The sequence below is a fragment of the candidate division KSB1 bacterium genome, from assembly GCA_022562085.1.
In the GTDB taxonomy this organism is placed as follows: Bacteria; Zhuqueibacterota; Zhuqueibacteria; order Oceanimicrobiales; family Oceanimicrobiaceae; genus Oceanimicrobium.
The window spans coordinates 1-15,878 of sequence record JADFPY010000011.1 but is presented as its reverse complement, the minus strand read 5'-3'; the positions used below and the strand labels follow the sequence as shown (position 1 = coordinate 15,878).

Here is a 15,878-nt window from a genome sequence, read left to right as displayed (position 1 = left end):
CCATTCTTGGTAAAATGGAAGCTTATATTATCTGATTCACTTTATTCAGAAAGTCGTGTTACAACATATATAAAGTCGTATTTTTTCTATCCATGCAACTATTTATTCGTCGCGATCGATTATGGTGCTTTTAGACGGCTTTTTCATTTTTGTGTGATTACCATTGTATTATTTCTTATTTATATTGGTTTGTTCGGAAATGGCTCATTTACCTCACCTTTATTTTTGTTGATCCTAATATTCCCATCGATTATACATCTCTTCCCAGTTCCAACTCAAACAGCAGATTATGGGATAAAACAGGATGTAGAATACGTTGTAAAAAATATTCTTGAATGACAAAACATTCAAAGCCTTGAGGACTTCGAACTTATTGAAAAAAATATTGAACTATTGAATCCAAACTTCAAAGACGAATTAATTTTTTTAGAGCTTCCTTAGGTATGTTTTGGGGGCTTCTCGTTTTCTACCTTGGTTTAATGTTTAGACTTTCTTTTCAATTGCAAAAAGCTCAAACCCCTGAGCAAGAACCTGGCTTAGTTATTTTTGTAATAGCCATGATGATAATCTTTATATGTTCGCAAAGCTATCAAATCACTACAGATTTAATTTTCAAAGGTCTTTTCTTTGGGTTTAATGAGTATAAGCACCGATTGCATAGTGCTAATAGAGAAAATAAGCCTTGAAATTCTTCTACAAAATACCTGATTTTTTAACAGAAATCTCTTACCGCTACCCATTTACCGTTGTCTTAATAGCATTTTTACTAGCAGCAGCTGGAGGCTATATCTATTTTTTCAAACTACCTATCATCTCCGACCGCGATCAGCTTGTCAGCAAGGCATTGGAGACAAACCGAATTTATCAAGAATACCGTGATGAATTTGGCGGTGAACAGGTTTTGGTTCTAGTGGCAAAAACAAAAGATACTCGGGCCATTCCAACCCCGGAACAGCGCAAGCAGATGAAACTTCTGGCAAAACACTGGGCCCAGCAATTGCGGCTGCGTCCGGAGCTTTTTCCAAATGTTTGGGAACGCATTGAAAGCGCAGAATGGAATTCGCTGGCGCTGCTTTATTTGCAGCTTGAAAATCTTCAGAAACTCGGTGAGGTACTGAATGAGCACTTACCCAAATTTGAAGAATGGGCGCACTCCCCTTCCCTTTCAAAAGTATTTGCAATCCTCAACCAAGAGTTCAAAAATATTGGAACTGACACTGCTACCACAAACCGGGAGCGAATTTCCATTGTCCTCTCAGGACTTACTGATTTTCTTCGCTGGCTTCAGAAGGAGTTGACAGACGAGCAGTCTGTCGCCACAAATGGCAGTAACTCTGATTTTTATTCATTTTTAAGTCAGGGCCGATTCGACCCGGATGGTTTCATTTTCTCGCGTGACGGCAGGTTGCTGACTGCGTTCGCAACGGTATCTGCAAACTCGGGTCAGCAAAATCGCTATGCTGAAGTGATCGAATTCGCCGAAGCCGCTCTAAAAGATGCGCTGGCTGAAATCCCTGAGTCTTTAGGGTTAGAGGCCGGGCTTGCCGGCATGCCTGCACTTGAGTATGAAGAGTTGAAAACCGCGCATCAGGATTTCACCCGCAGTGCAGTCATCGCCCTGTTTTGTGTGACCTTACTATTCGTTCTTGCTTTTCGAAACTTCATCCGGCCTGCGCTTGCCGCGGCTTGCCTTTGCTTGGCCATTGCTATCACATTTGGGGTTGTTTGGCTGACAATCGGGCATTTGAATTTACTGGCGATGATATTTACAGTCATTCTTGTCGCCCTGGGCATCGACTTTGCGATTCATTTTGTGACCCATTATGAACATGCTCTGGCCGAAGGAGATACTCCGGCCCAAGCAATCAAAGTAACGTACTCTTCAATCGGCGGCGCTTTATGGATGGGCGGAATAACTACGGCGACTGCTTTTCTGTCAGCCTGTTTTACTGAGTTTGCCGGGTTAGCGGAACTTGGGATAATCGCCGGTTCCGGTCTAATCATTTGCCTGATATGCATGGTTGTGGTTTACCCAGCCATGCTTTTTCTTCTGGACACCCGTCAAGAATTGCTCAAGACGAAAAAAAATATTTTTTTCAATCCGATTGGGATTATCATTTCCCGCCTCAATTTTAAAACAGCCAGATGGATAGCTGTGGTCTCAGTGCTTTTACTCGGCTTGGGATACTTTTTCGGGCAGTATACCTTCGACACCAATCTGTTAAACCTGCAAGCGATGGACAGTCAAGCCAATCGCTGGCAGCGTATTTTGCTCTCCACTGGTGACCGCTCATTATTTGCGATATGCACGTTTAAAGATCGAAATTCATTAGAGCGCATGCAAAACATTTTTGATGATTCACCTGGATGGGTTGAAGCCACGGAAAGTCTATACCCATCAAACGAACTTGAGAAACGGGAAATTTTAGCATCTTTGTGCGAGCAAGTTGGGGCCATTAAAATTGAGCAACCCGGCCTGCATTCAACCGTTGCGTTTAAGCGGCAAATTTGGAATTTCCGCCAAACAATTCGCAAGTACCGCAACGCCAACCTAGAAGCCAAAACTGCGCTCGCGGATCTTGAAAACGAACTAAGCTCTCTTTACCGAACCATAAATATTCTACCCCCGGAAAAATTGAAATTAAAATTGACTAAACTCGAAAACAAAGTCTCTCTGGATTTAAAAGACAGAGTTCCGGAATTGCAGAGTTTTTTCTGTCCGCCGCCACTCTCTATCGACCGACTTCCGGAATCTCTCAAAAGCCGATTCTTGGGGAAAAATGGTTCTTTGGCTTTATTTATTTATCCGGCCAAAAATGTTTGGGAGCAGGCAAATTTAGAGGAATTTGTGCAAAAAGCTAGAGGTATTGAGCCTAACATTGCAGGTGAACTTGTGAGCCTTTATGAAAACGGCCAGTCGATCATTCGGAGTTTTCTGCAGGCCAGCGGCTATTCTTTAGCAGCGATTCTTGTGCTGCTTCTGATTTGGTCACGCTCGGTTCGCAGCACGCTTCTCAGTCTCCTGCCCCTCATTACCAGTGTGGGACTCTTACTCGGAATCATGACCTGGTATCGGATTCATTGGAACTTCACCAATTTCTTTGCTCTCCCTATTCTCATCGGCATTGGCGTTGACAGCGGCATTCACCTGGTTAAGGCGTGGCAGGATAAAAACCCGCAGACCTTTCAAAGAGCCGGGAAAGCGGTTTTCCTCAGCTCGATGACGACCATTGTCGGATTTGGGATTTTGGCAACCAGTGACCATCTTGGGGTTAGATCGCTCGGTTTGGTGCTTTTTCTCGGAATTTCATTTTGCCTCTTAGCCTCCCTGGTCTTCCTTCCTGCAGCCCTTAAACTTTTCATGAAAAAAGACTGAGGAGATGGTAAAAATGAAAGTAAAATTACTTCTTCTTTTGCTTTTGCCCTGTTCCTCCTTATTTGGACAGCAAAATCAAACCATCAATTTCCTGATCGTCAAATACGGTGATGAGTCTGCGAACCAGCAGTTGGCTTCGGAGTTTCTTGAAAGCTTTGCCGATTATTTCAAGCAACACTTCAACTATTTTAACAATAAATCCGTCCACGGCTGGATTGCAAACAATCGAGATTCTGCAAAATTCGTTTTAAACAAGCACAACCCGGATTTCGTTTTTGCACCACCAGGGTTTTATCTCGAATTTCTTTACGAAACCCCTGAAAAAGCAACCCCTATTTTACAAATTCCTAGATTTGGTAAATCTGAAGAGCGATTTTATTTGGTGACTTCAAAGAACGGTGTTTCCACTTTGCAGGGATTAAAAAATCAGATAGTGGCGACAGTCTTTTCAATTGACCGGGAGTACTTGAAACGAGTTGTGTTTCCGCTTCAATTTCAGCCAGAAAGTTATTTTCTGGTTAAGACCTCGGAAAACCTTGCTGATGAATTATTTTTTCTAATCGAAGAAGCAAGTGGTGGAATTGCCACCGGTGAAATGCTTGCCGTATCTGCCTTGCTTTTAGATAACGAACTTAAAAAGTTTTTTCAGGACGATGAATTCGTTTGGCCGGAGTTGAAAATCATCTGGACTTCGGAACCGCTTCCTCGCGATTTGGTGATCACCATGGGTTCTAAATGGACAGACAAGCTTAAAAGTCAATTTCGGGAAGTTTTAGTAAATATGAAAAATAATCAACCCGGCCTGGATATTCTCAGCATCATGCAATCATCTGGTTTTACTAAAATCAATTCGGATTTGTTGACGAAAACAATCGAAAAATATTTTTCTGAAAAATAGTATCGGTAAAGCAAAGAAACGTTAACACTGAAACGCAACGAACACACTGAAAAAAGTAATTCAGTTTCTTAAAACGATCAGGGGTCGGTTCTTGCTCCCGGTGCTATTCTGGGTCCTGTATTCAATTCTCAGATCAATTTTACTTAGGAAAACAAAGTGTCTCAACAAATACGAAAACTTCTAATTTCAATCTTACTCATTTTATTTAGCTGCCAAAATAAACAAATATCAACCCAAAAACCCGATGTCGCTAAAAATATAAAGGTCCTTGCAGTACAGGCAGAATCCCGATTTGCCATTTCTCCACGGAAAGCACACAATGTACTGGATGCTTACAAACTAATGAAAAAGGCGGCCAGTCAAAGCAGTAAAAACAATCCGGATCGCTGCGAATATTTTATTCGAGCCGCCAGGTTTGGTATCTGGCTCTCTTATCACCTGGACACAAAAATCGAGAAATCAAAATTCGCGAATGAAGCAATCTCACTGTCGAAACGTACAATTGATATAGACAAACAGCGGGCCGAGGGATTCTACTACAGGGGAATTGCAGTGGGTCTCTTTTCGCAGCAGAACAAACTCCTAGCCAAAAATTCTTTGAACCGAATTCGCAAGGATTTAAGTATCGCAATCGATCTAGATCCTGCTTTTGATCACGGCGGCCCCCATCGTGTTTTGGGTGCGCTTTATCTGCGTGCTCCTGGACCACCAGCGGGAATTGGCAGCTCGCGAAGAGCGGTTTTTCATTTAGAAAAAGCATACAAAATTTCAAAGGATTACCCTGAAAACCTGCTCTTTTTGGCAGAGAGTTATATCAAAATTGGTAAATTCAGCCAAGCAGAAAAAATGCTCAATCTTCTAAACACCTCTTACTCCAAATACAGTGAACCAACCGAACAGAAAGATTGGCGAAATCGTGCTGCCCTGCTTTCAAAAAAATTAGAAAAGCCGCAATAAGTTTTGCTCAAAGAAACTTCCTTTAACCGTAGAATCCTTTTTAAAAATTTAATTGAAACATTTTTTTGAGCAAAGTCGTAAGTGGAATTAAAGAGATAGTTTTAACGATTTCCTTCCTCCTCCGAGCCGTTCTTTATGGACGGCTCTTTTATTTTATCCTCCTGTTACAAAATTATTTAATTAAAGAACTGTAATAATTAACCGATAAGTTAAGTAATTGATAAAATAAACCTTACTCCTAATCTTTTTTAGCCCGCGAAAAACCGAAAGGAGTAAAATTGGTCCGAAAAAAATCTCCTCAAGAAGAGGAATGAGTTAACCACACTGACTTGAGACGGAATTCAGAACAATTACTAACCCGACGCCGAACCAGGAGCAAAAATGAGTGCATTTTCCAGTCTCGACAAGACAAGATTAACCGAAATTCAAAACCGCATCAGGGGAGGGTTTTATTTCCAGTATGAAATTTTTAAAATCATAGCCGACAAAGTTTTTAAAGAATTGAATATTAAAAAATAAAATTGTTTTCTCTGCCAGGAAATTGTTGTCTGGACTTACTCCGCTACTATGGCTTTATTCACCTCTATTTCGAATTTACAGTTGGAATTTTCTCTTGACATTCTGACCCATTGACATTATTTTTGTCCTTAATTAATTCTTCTCTTTATTACAAATCTTTCTCCAAAAGGCAATGAGGTTACTCCCCAAACAGCTAATTATTTTATTAATCTTCTTTGGCTTGTTTTTCGGACTTACGGTTTACTTTTCTTATTGGGGGCTTTCATCTTCCCAAAAAGTTCTTTCAGAGCAAAATGTTTATTTGCTGGCAGAAAAAGTCAAATCGGCAATCAATTCTGCAGGCGCTCAGCTTGACCCCTCAAGCAAATGGTCAGCGGCAAGTGATAAACAATTCCGACAGTATCTTTTAAACGAATTAAACGGACATAAGGAAATTGAAGAAGTTTTCTTACTCAGTGAAACAAGGCAAATTTTGTTTTCATTATATTCTAAAAATGCCACGGTGTCTGTTGCAATTGACAGTTTAGTAAAAATTGGTGCTCAAGAAATAGCAGTAATTAAGACAAAGAATTCGGAAAGTTTTGAGGCCGTCTGGCTACTTCCCGTCCCAAAAAATCTTACCTGCGTGCTGAGAATAGATCCGACTGTGCGAGTTAGCAGTATTATCCATAGTTTGAAAATAAAATGGTATTTACTTGGTTTTGCGGGAATTTTAGTGGTCATATTTTTGTCGCTTATATGGTCCAAAGTTTTGAGTTCACCGATGCGCATCATCGAAAAAGCCATGACCCAAATCGATAAAAGGAAATACGGTCACCGGCTGAAAATCAAAAAAAACGACCCCTTCGCAAAGGTCTATGAAAAAGTAAATCTCGCGCTGCAAAGGTTGGAGCAATTGGATTCGGTGCAAAGAAACGCCGTGCAAAGAAAAAATGTTTTGCTTAATGAAATGAAAACATTCTCTCGATATATGGACATGATGGCACATGAAGTGAAGAACCCATTGCATGCGTTGGGCATTAATCTGGACGTTCTTAAAACAAAAGTACAAAAAGGTAAACCGAAAAAAGATCTTCTTAAACATTCAGAAATTCTCGAACATGAAATTGACCATCTTCAGGAAGTTATTCAAGGTTTTCTAAGCTATGTCCGCCCGGGCGTGCCGCGTAAGGAGCGGCTGAAAATCAACAATCTCATCAAAGATGTTTGTGAAATGGTGGCCCCGGAAGCTGAAAAATCGAAGATAAGCATCGAAACGCGGCTGGGTAAAAATCTGAGTGATATTCTGATTGACCGGGGACAATTTCAGCAGGCGCTTCACAATCTCCTCATCAATGCGGTTCAGGCAACCGGCGAAGGCGGTAAGGTCAACATTCGCTCCTGGGCAAAACGAAAGAAAGTTTTGGTGTCTATTAAGGATACCGGCACAGGGATTGCCAAGGAACAATTGCAGCAAATTTTTGATCTCTATTTTACAACTAAAAAAAATGGTACAGGTTTAGGCTTGCCGATTAGCAAGCGAATTGTGGAAGCCAATGGGGGACAAATGCAATTGGACAGTAAATTAGATAAGGGAACCACCATAATTATTTCCCTGCAATCACTTTAAGCCAGCAACCCAATGGGAAGCAATGTAAAATATCAAATCCTCATCGCTGATGACGAACCTTCGATAACAGTAGGCCTTGCAGAATTACTCGAATTGGAGGGATATGAAACAACAACTGTGAATGATGGCAAAGAGGCCCTAAAACAGATAGAAGAAAAACCTTTTGATATCGCTCTTCTTGATTTAGTCATGCCGGGTTTGGACGGATTGCAAATTTTGAATGAGATTAATAAAACGGGTCTGTCGACAACTGTGATCATGATATCCGGAAAAGGAAGTACCGAAACAACCGTGAAAGCAATCAAGTCAGGCGCTTACGATTATTTAGACAAACCGGTCGACCCAAACCGACTGCGGACAATCATCGCAAAAGCTCTCGAGCATCAAAGTTTAGTGAAAAAAAATAAAGAGCTCGAGCAAAAAGTTCAGAGCTTATCTCGGTATAATGATATGGTTGGCCAGGACGAAAAAATCAACGAAGTTTATCATTTAATTGATGCGGTAGCAGACACGTCTGCGAGTGTGTTAATTACGGGCGAAAGCGGCACGGGAAAAGAATTGGTCGCCCGCGCAATTCATCAAAAAAGCAGCCGGCTGAAGGGTCCGTTTATCGCCATAAACTGCTCTGCCCTTCCACGTGATATTCTGGAAAATGAATTGTTCGGTCATGAAAAGGGCGCGTTTACCGGTGCGCTCAAGGAAAAGCCGGGCTGTTTTGAGATGGCGGACGGTGGCACCCTTTTCCTCGATGAAATCGGTGAAATGCCGAATGATACACAAACCAAGCTGCTGCGTGTTCTGGAAGAAATGAGCTTTAGGCGTCTGGGCGGTACAAAGGAAGTCACCGTTGATGTCAGAGTGGTCGCTGCCACAAATCGCAAGATTCAAAAAGCAATCAAAAATGGACTTTTGAGGGAAGACCTCTATTTTCGCTTAAGCGTTATGGAAATTGAGCTCCCCTCCCTCAGAGAAAGAATGAGCGATCTGCTGCCGCTCATTAATGAATTTCTAAAAATCTTCAATGAGAGAAACAAAAAAGAAGTAAAAGGCTTTTCTCCCGAATGTCTGGAGGTTTTGAGAAAATATCATTGGCCCGGAAATATTAGGGAATTAAAGAATCTGGTAGAACGGACTGTCATTCTGTGCGAGGGGGACACCGTGGAATTAAAACACTTTCCGAAACATATTTTAGCAGCGCCACAAAAAAAAAGCGGGGAAAGTATTGAGCTGGGCAGAGAACTACAGGAAATTGAGAAGGACGTAATCTTCAAAACATTAAAAATGACCCATAACAATAAAACCAAAGCCGCCCAAATATTGGGAATCAGTTTGAAAACAATGCACAACAAATTGAATAAATACTATGTAGAAGATGCGGACATTTGAACTTTAAAGGCACGCAAAAAGATGTAACATTTACATTGTCTTCTCGATTCACCTACGAATCCCCGCCGATTTTTTAACTTTAAGTAACAAATCTCCGCAATCTACCCACAAACAAATTATATTACTCTAAAAAAAACTGCTCAAAATCTTTGGCACCTCCTTTGCTTTATCCTAAAGAAAGTTTGACAATTTATGGGAGGCAAGTATGAAAAAGTATATTTTGGCGACCTTGTTTTTGGGGTTGTTTGTTTTATTCCTCGAACCAGCAGAAACACTCTTGAGCAATTTATTGAGAATTGAGCAACCCACCATTCATAAAGTTGAAGATGGCGATTGGCTCAGCAAAATCGCACTGGAGTATTATGGTGATCCCACCTTCTGGAAAGAGTTGGAACTGATCAATCGTGCTCCCGAAGGCAACCTGGTTTTTCCAGGGGAGAACGTCATCGTACCGAGTTTCAAGGTCATCCGACAAATTAGAAACACTAAACGGCTAAGCGAGGTAAATAAATTAATTAAAGAACAGCAAAATATCTTGGTTTCCACATCTATACAGCCGAACAATTATCAGGAAGTTGAAAAATCGCAGTCCGAAAGAATAGCGACCGTAACTGTGAAAAAACCGGATGAATCCGAGGTCGTTAAAGACGTTGGACGGATTATAGGCTTTGAACAAGAGCTAGCGGAGTCCAGTAGTGACAAAGCTTCAATAACGAGTTCAATTCTTTTTGCTGGCGTGGTTGCTCTATGTCTGGGATTCGTAATCGCTATTTTCTATTTTATGCGTAAAAAAAGAAAAGATGAAATCTCCTTCTACGGTGCGGATTTAGACACCGAGAAATTGGAATCGGAAAAAAGTATCTATCTCGATGACTTTGGAGAAAACGAAACGAAGGATGATGAAGAAGGGGAAATCCAAACAGAGACACAGACAGAAAAAATGCAAGTAGTTTAGTTTTGATTCAATAAAGATGCCAGGGGACGTGAAGCCATTTTGTCTTCCGAATGTGCTTTCACCTCTCCTTTCCTTTCAACTTGAATCCACGCACGATTTAATGAAGAAAAAAATTCTAATTATAGAAGACAACCGGGAAACAGCCTTGGTGTTAAGAGAGTATTTCCAGGACTGCGGGTTTGACTCCGAAGTTGCAATCAATGGCAAAGAAGCATTTGAAACATTTCGCAAGCATAGCTTTGATATTGTGCTAACGGATTTCAAACTGCCTGACATTGATGGTCTGGCTGTAATATCCAAATTCAGACAAACACGGCCGGATTTAAAAGTGCTCTTTTTAACAGCACATCATTTATCGCTGAGGGATTCCAACACGCAAGTTCTCGAAAAGCCGTGCAGACCTCAGAAAATTTTGGATGCAATTAATAAAATGCTTTTATCCCAGCGCGGTGGAGCTGCACACTGTCAAACGCAGGACGAAATTTGAAATGAGAACTACTATAAACATCTTTCAAGCTATCAGCTTTCAGCGATCAGCATTTAGTTTTTTTTTGAAGCTGATAGCTGACTGCTGAAAGTTTTTGATATTTATATTTGCATGGAGAAATTTTTTGCACAAAAATGCAAGACTTTATTGGTAATACCATAAATAACTTTATTAACAGGTGATCTGCTCATGAAAAAGAATTGTTTTTTAAGAACTATCAATTTGACATTTCTACTATTGGCCCCGCTGCTAAATGCCGGAAGCGCTACAGTTTCGTGGAACGCCAATTCGGAGCTCGACTTAGCTGGTTATAAAATCTATTATGGCAAAAGCTCCGGAAGTTATGAAAGCCAGGTTTATGTTGGAAATGTCACCAGTTATCATCTCACCGGGCTGGAAGAAGGTAAACACTATTATTTTGCGGTCACAGCCCTGGATTTCTCGGGCAACGAAAGCACCTTCTCAAAAGAAGTTGGGACAACCATTTCAGAAAACACATCCGACGATCAAGGGAGTGGCAACGAAACCAATAATACTCAGACATTCATTGGTCAGGCCTATAATTATCCCAATCCATTTAAAATCGATTCTGAAAAAACCATCATTCGATATGAACTCCAAAATTCCGCAGAAGTCACAATCGAGATCATGGATTCCAATACTAACTTTATAACCAACCTCATCAAAAACGAATTTAGACCTGCCGGCGAAAATACAGGAGATGTCTGGGATGGCAGAAATTCCGACGGCAGATTCGTGGCGAATGGAGTTTATTTTTGTAACATCCGCACTAGCCTGGAACAAAAGATCATAAAAATAGCCGTAACGAGATAATATAACACAACAGAAGGAAGGACACCATGTATCAGTGGACAAAAACAGCCAGAGTGATTTTCGCAGCTTTATCTTTAGTCGGAATCTTTTTTAACAATTCATTCTCCCAGATCACTCTTGACAAAGCGCTGGTGCAACAGGCTACAGGAGCCGCCGGTCTGTTTTTACGAATGGGCGTTGGCGCCCGAGCGCTGGGCATGGGCGGCGCATTTACAGGGATTGCGGATGACCCATCGGCGGCATATTGGAACCCCTCCGGACTGGGCCAAATACACAACTTTCAGTTTGAATTCATGAATGTCAACCTGCCGTTTGACCGGACATTGAATTACTTCAGCGCAACCTTGCCATTAAAAAGATTTATGACTTTTGGCGTCAGTTGGGTTGGTTTCAGAGTGGAAAATTTAGAAGCCAGAACCTCTAACAGCGCAGAACCGGACTTTCTCTTTAATAACACCCAGAATGCTTTTTTTCTTTCCATGGGAACGTCATTGACTCACAATTTCTCCATTGGCGGCAGCCTCAAAGTTATCAGAAACGAGCTGGGAAGTTTTGCGGCAAACGGTCTTGGTTTTGACGGATCGATTCTATTTCAACCGACCGACAGGCTTTCCCTGGGACTTTTGGTACAAGATATTGGCACCGATTACCGCTGGGAAGGCGGCCTCACCGAGGGCATCCCTATGACACTAAGACTGGGCACAGCCTGGAAAATACTCGACGGTGTAATTGTAGCAGTGGATGTCAGCAAAACCACCGACGAATCGCCGCAGTACCACATAGGCGCTGAAATCCGGCCGGTGAATTCTTTGCCGCTCAGGATTGGCTGGAATGATGCACAGATAACCGGGGGAGCAGGAATTGTACTGCCGGTTTCCCGGCATCTGATGGAGTTAAATTATAGTTACACAAACGACAGAATATTCAATGACGCCATACACCGGGTTTCTCTGGTCTTCTCACTTGGGAAAAAGTCCAACCTGGGCCACGACAGACCGAGACGCGCAAAAAAAACAATGTCAAGAACGAAGCGCACCGGCGCTAGCGATATTGCCAGAACAACGAGTAAGAAAGTTGTTGTAACAGCGAGAGTATTAAATGTGCGTACGGGACCCGGAACAAAATACCGAAAAATGGCCAAGGTTAAATACGGACAAAAATTTCAGGCCTTTGAAAGAAGAGGAAACTGGAGAAAAATCAAATTAGGAAATGCTCAGATGGGATGGGTGCACATCAAATATATTCAAGAGATAAAAAAATAGAATACATAATTGTAGGGAACAGGCATGCCTGTTCCCTACATAAGATTCGCAATCACGTCCGGGCGGTCGGTTAAAAAAATCTCAACTCCCATCCCCTTACACTGTCGAAACTCCTTTTCAGAATTAACCAAATATCCCACGAAAGTCTTTTTACGTCTCGCAATTGAAGCGATTTGTCTTCCTGAAAAAACCGGAAAATGATTAAAATAAACAGGCAGCGCCAAGATGTTATTTTTTGGTTCAGAAAAATGACCTAAACCAAGAATACTTAACCATCCCCAAATACCGGTTCGAGCAACCCGGGGGAAACTTTCGTGTTCAGGGAAAAAATCGTCCACGTGTTTGTCCCCTTTACTGCTCCAATTTAGAAACCAAAACCGATCATGAAATGTCAACTCAGATAAAAGCTTTTTTAATTTCACAAAAAGTAACTCATCGGAAATCTTGCAATCAAAAATATAATCCTTTTCCGGATACTTTTGCAGCAGACTCTTTAAAGAAATCAATTTATCTTTAAGCTGGCCATCAGGTGAACCAATTTCAATCGCGCCGATTTCTTTTTCGGTTAATTCACTGATTGTTTTGTCTGGTTGTCCAAAACGAGCTAAGTTGTCATCATGCGAAAGAATGATCTCGCTATCTTTCGATAATCTTAAATCCGTTTCAAATCCGGTAGCGCCGGTCTCATGGGCATGATCGAATGCCAGCATGGTATTTTCCGGCCAGATCAGCGAAGACCCGCGATGCGCAAAAATTTTCATTCCAAATAATTTCGATATTTCGATGCTACTTTGAGGTAACTTTTCCGTTCGTCAATTCCATCCTCTGATATTTAGTCTTATATTTCTCATACAACTCAGTGTGACGGCTACTCAGATCAATTTTGCGGCCTTGAATGAATTCCATTTCAACGTTTGTCATAATTTCCAAGGGGTCGCCATTCGTCACGATCAGAGTAGCGTCCTTACCGACTTCGATGGAGCCAACCCGGTCGCCCACACCCAAAATCTGAGCCGGGTAAAGCGTCACTGCTTTCAATGCCTCTTCTTTTGGCAGTCCATAAGCTGCGGCCATTGCAGCCTGGTAAGGCAGGTTTCGTTCGTGAGCTGCCTCAAAAGTTCTTCCGGATCCTGAGATACAAAAAGTGACTCCTGCCTCAAACAACTTAAGCGGTGTACTAAAAGGCGTGTCATACGGCTCCCAACGACGTGAAGGCGTAGTTAAAGTTCCTTCATAAATAACCGGAATGTTATTTTCTTTAAGCAAGCTCGTAACAAATCGAACGTCCTGACCGCACAAGAGAATTATTCTGAGGTCTTCGTCAATTGCCCAATCCAGGGCCGCTTGAATTTGCTTGATTCCGCGAGCATGCAAAAGAACCGGCATTTCTTTCTTCAAAACCGGAATCATCGCATCCAGGCGCAAGTCTGAGCCGTGGTACGGCGTACCCTTTTGACCTTCTGCTTCTTTTGCCTTCAAATAAGCTCGCGCTTGTTTGAATGTCTCCCGGATTTTCGCCAACTTTTCGTCGCGTTCTTTTAATTGATCCTCTTCACTCTTAGTCACAAATCGCCCCCGGCGGACACCCATAAAGGGCCAGTCAATATAAAGCCCGACCGGCGCTTTATAAGTCAGATCCTCCCAGGTCCATCCGTCAAGTGTGATAAGTGCCGAGGTCCCGGCGATGAGCCCACCCATTGGAATGGTATGCGCCATTGTGATTCCATTGGCACGGGCAACCGGCAGCAATTCACTGTCGGGGTTTATGGAAACCTCGGCACGAATATTCGGTTTAACGTCGCCAAGCTCGGCGAAATCCCGGGTCGCGCGCACCGCGTTAATCTCTAAGAGCCCCAGTCGTGTATTTGCCGTAATGAGGCCCGGATAAACATGCTTGCCATTAATATTAATTTGTTCCGTGCCCTCAGGTAAGTCCACCTGAGTTCCAATTCCCGAAATTTTACCATCGACAAATAGAACCGTGCCGTTCCCAATGATCACACCGCTGACAGTATGAATCGTGCCACCTATCAACGCAATCGGGTGATCCTGTGGTTTGCCAGGCACTTGATCTGAGGCGTTGATAGTAAGTGCAAATACAGAGAGTAAAAAGGCGCCCATCAAGGTGCGGGTTCCGGAATTTCGATTTATAATTCTTTTCATTTTTATTACTCCAATTTAATCAAGAAATCTTTTAGAAATATTTTAATAAGTCGGTTTAGCTTCTGATTTCTTTTTCTTCGACTTGCCTTTCTCTTCGGATGCAAACACTTTTTGAATAAGTCGCGCCCGCTCATTAACTACCAGCTCACGCATTTTCATATCTTCTTCAATGTCGAAGTACTTCCGGCCTTCGATCCAGGTCTGCTCGCATTTTGAATACGTCGAGAGTGGACTACCACTCCAAATCACGAAATCGGCGTCTTTGCCGACTTCCAGCGACCCGACGCGATGATCAATGCGCAGTTGTTTCGCTGGATTTAAGGTCACAAATTTTAATGCTTCTTCTTCCGAGACGCCGCCGTACTTGACTGCCTTTGCTGCTTCGAGATTCATTCGCCGCGCCAATTCGCCGCTGTCGGAATTAAACGAAACGACAACGCCCGCGTCATGCATCAAAGCGCCGTTATACGGAATAGCATCGTAAACTTCAAATTTGTAAGCCCACCAGTCACTGAATGTGGACGCCCCGGCGCCGTGCTTCGCCAACACTTCAGCGACCTTGTAGCCCTCGAGCACGTGTTGAAACGTGCCAATCTTAAAACCAAAATCCTCAGCAACCCGCACCAACATGAGAATCTCATCCTGGCGGTAGGAATGGCTGTGAACCAGGCGTTTGCCGTGAATGATCTCCAGTAAAGTATCGAGCTCCAGGTCACGACGAGGTGGAATGACGCCGTTCTTTTTCTTTAGCGCGCTGAATTTTTGCCATTTTCTTTCATAATCCAAAGCAGCCTTGAAGCGATCACGAATGATCTGCTCGACTCCCATGCGCGTGTCCGGATAACGTTTATTATTAGACGACCTTGATCGTTTAACATTTTCCCCTAACGCAAATTTAATTCCGGGGATCGCATCTTTAATTTTCAAAGCGTCCGGCGAAGAACCCCAGCGAAGTTTTATGACGGAATTCTTTCCGCCAATTGGATTTGCGGAACCGTGCAACTGATTCGCTGCAGTTAGGCCGCCGGCAAGCTCACGGTACAAAGCGATGTCGTAACTGTTGATGACGTCGCCAACGCTAACTTCAGCGGTCACGGCTTGCGAGCCTTCATTTATCGAACTCAACCCCGAGTGGGAGTGAGCGTCGATAAGCCCGGGTGTCACATGTTTGCCTTTGGCGTCGATAACCATCGCACCTGAGGGCGCTTTTAGTCCTTTACCGATTTTTGAAATTTTGCCGCGATTGATTAAAAGAGATCCGTTTTCAATTATGCCTTCGGGACCGCTTGTCCAAATGGTCGCCCCTTTGACGAAAATTGCTTTGGGCTGCTCAGGAGGGCCGGTTCGACCGTAAGCGCCCGGTGGAAAGCTGGGAGCTTTGGCCATTTCAGCCGGTTTGCTTGACTTTTCTTCGGGCTTGGTTGAGTCTGCC

The 15,878-nt window shown here is 42.7% G+C and carries 13 protein-coding genes; 10 read left to right on the top strand and 3 right to left on the bottom strand.

Annotated features, from left to right (window positions below; all coding sequences use genetic code 11):
* Nucleotides 1–682 precede the first annotated feature (682 nt).
* The 10 genes from IH879_02075 (at nucleotide 683) to IH879_02030 (ending at nucleotide 12,283) form a co-directional block, all read left to right on the top strand.
* Nucleotides 683–3,376: an MMPL family transporter gene (locus IH879_02075; protein MCH7673724.1), complete on the top strand. Its 2,694-nt coding sequence runs from the start codon at nucleotides 683–685 to the stop codon at nucleotides 3,374–3,376.
* A 13-nt stretch (nucleotides 3,377–3,389) separates the two neighbouring features.
* A complete protein-coding gene (locus IH879_02070) occupies nucleotides 3,390–4,274 on the top strand; it encodes a PhnD/SsuA/transferrin family substrate-binding protein (protein MCH7673723.1) in 885 nt (294 codons plus the stop codon).
* 156 nt (nucleotides 4,275–4,430) lie between these two features.
* Nucleotides 4,431–5,231: a tetratricopeptide repeat protein gene (locus IH879_02065; protein MCH7673722.1), complete on the top strand. Its 801-nt coding sequence runs from the start codon at nucleotides 4,431–4,433 to the stop codon at nucleotides 5,229–5,231.
* Between the two features lie 381 nt (nucleotides 5,232–5,612).
* Nucleotides 5,613–5,750, top strand: a complete 138-nt coding sequence (locus IH879_02060; protein MCH7673721.1) for a hypothetical protein — start codon at nucleotides 5,613–5,615, stop codon at nucleotides 5,748–5,750.
* 172 nt (nucleotides 5,751–5,922) lie between these two features.
* Nucleotides 5,923–7,359 (top strand): hypothetical protein, encoded by a 1,437-nt coding sequence (locus tag IH879_02055; GenBank protein ID MCH7673720.1) that lies wholly within the window; start codon nucleotides 5,923–5,925, stop codon nucleotides 7,357–7,359.
* 12 nt (nucleotides 7,360–7,371) lie between these two features.
* Nucleotides 7,372–8,745 carry a sigma-54-dependent Fis family transcriptional regulator gene (locus IH879_02050; protein MCH7673719.1) on the top strand — a complete coding sequence of 458 codons (1,374 nt, stop codon included), beginning with the start codon at nucleotides 7,372–7,374 and terminating at the stop codon, nucleotides 8,743–8,745.
* Between the two features lie 205 nt (nucleotides 8,746–8,950).
* Nucleotides 8,951–9,700: a LysM peptidoglycan-binding domain-containing protein gene (locus IH879_02045; GenBank protein MCH7673718.1), complete on the top strand. Its 750-nt coding sequence runs from the start codon at nucleotides 8,951–8,953 to the stop codon at nucleotides 9,698–9,700.
* Nucleotides 9,701–9,800: 100 nt separating this feature from the next.
* Nucleotides 9,801–10,187, top strand: coding sequence for a response regulator (locus tag IH879_02040; protein MCH7673717.1), 387 nt, complete (start codon nucleotides 9,801–9,803; stop codon nucleotides 10,185–10,187).
* A gap of 189 nt (nucleotides 10,188–10,376) precedes the next feature.
* A complete protein-coding gene (locus IH879_02035; protein MCH7673716.1) occupies nucleotides 10,377–11,021 on the top strand; it encodes a fibronectin type III domain-containing protein in 645 nt (214 codons plus the stop codon).
* Nucleotides 11,022–11,047: 26 nt separating this feature from the next.
* Nucleotides 11,048–12,283, top strand: coding sequence for a PorV/PorQ family protein (locus IH879_02030; GenBank protein ID MCH7673715.1), 1,236 nt, complete (start codon nucleotides 11,048–11,050; stop codon nucleotides 12,281–12,283).
* A gap of 35 nt (nucleotides 12,284–12,318) precedes the next feature.
* Here the strand turns inward: IH879_02030 and IH879_02025 are convergent, their stop codons facing one another.
* The 3 genes from IH879_02025 to IH879_02015 all read right to left on the bottom strand — a co-directional run.
* Entirely contained in the window at nucleotides 12,319–13,044 is a 726-nt protein-coding gene (locus IH879_02025; protein ID MCH7673714.1) for a hypothetical protein, read from the bottom strand.
* Nucleotides 13,045–13,069: 25 nt separating this feature from the next.
* Nucleotides 13,070–14,446: an amidohydrolase family protein gene (locus tag IH879_02020; GenBank protein ID MCH7673713.1), complete on the bottom strand. Its 1,377-nt coding sequence runs from the start codon at nucleotides 14,444–14,446 to the stop codon at nucleotides 13,070–13,072.
* Nucleotides 14,447–14,488: 42 nt separating this feature from the next.
* Nucleotides 14,489–15,878: amidohydrolase (locus tag IH879_02015; GenBank protein ID MCH7673712.1), on the bottom strand; the 1,390-nt coding region annotated here is incomplete at its 5' end.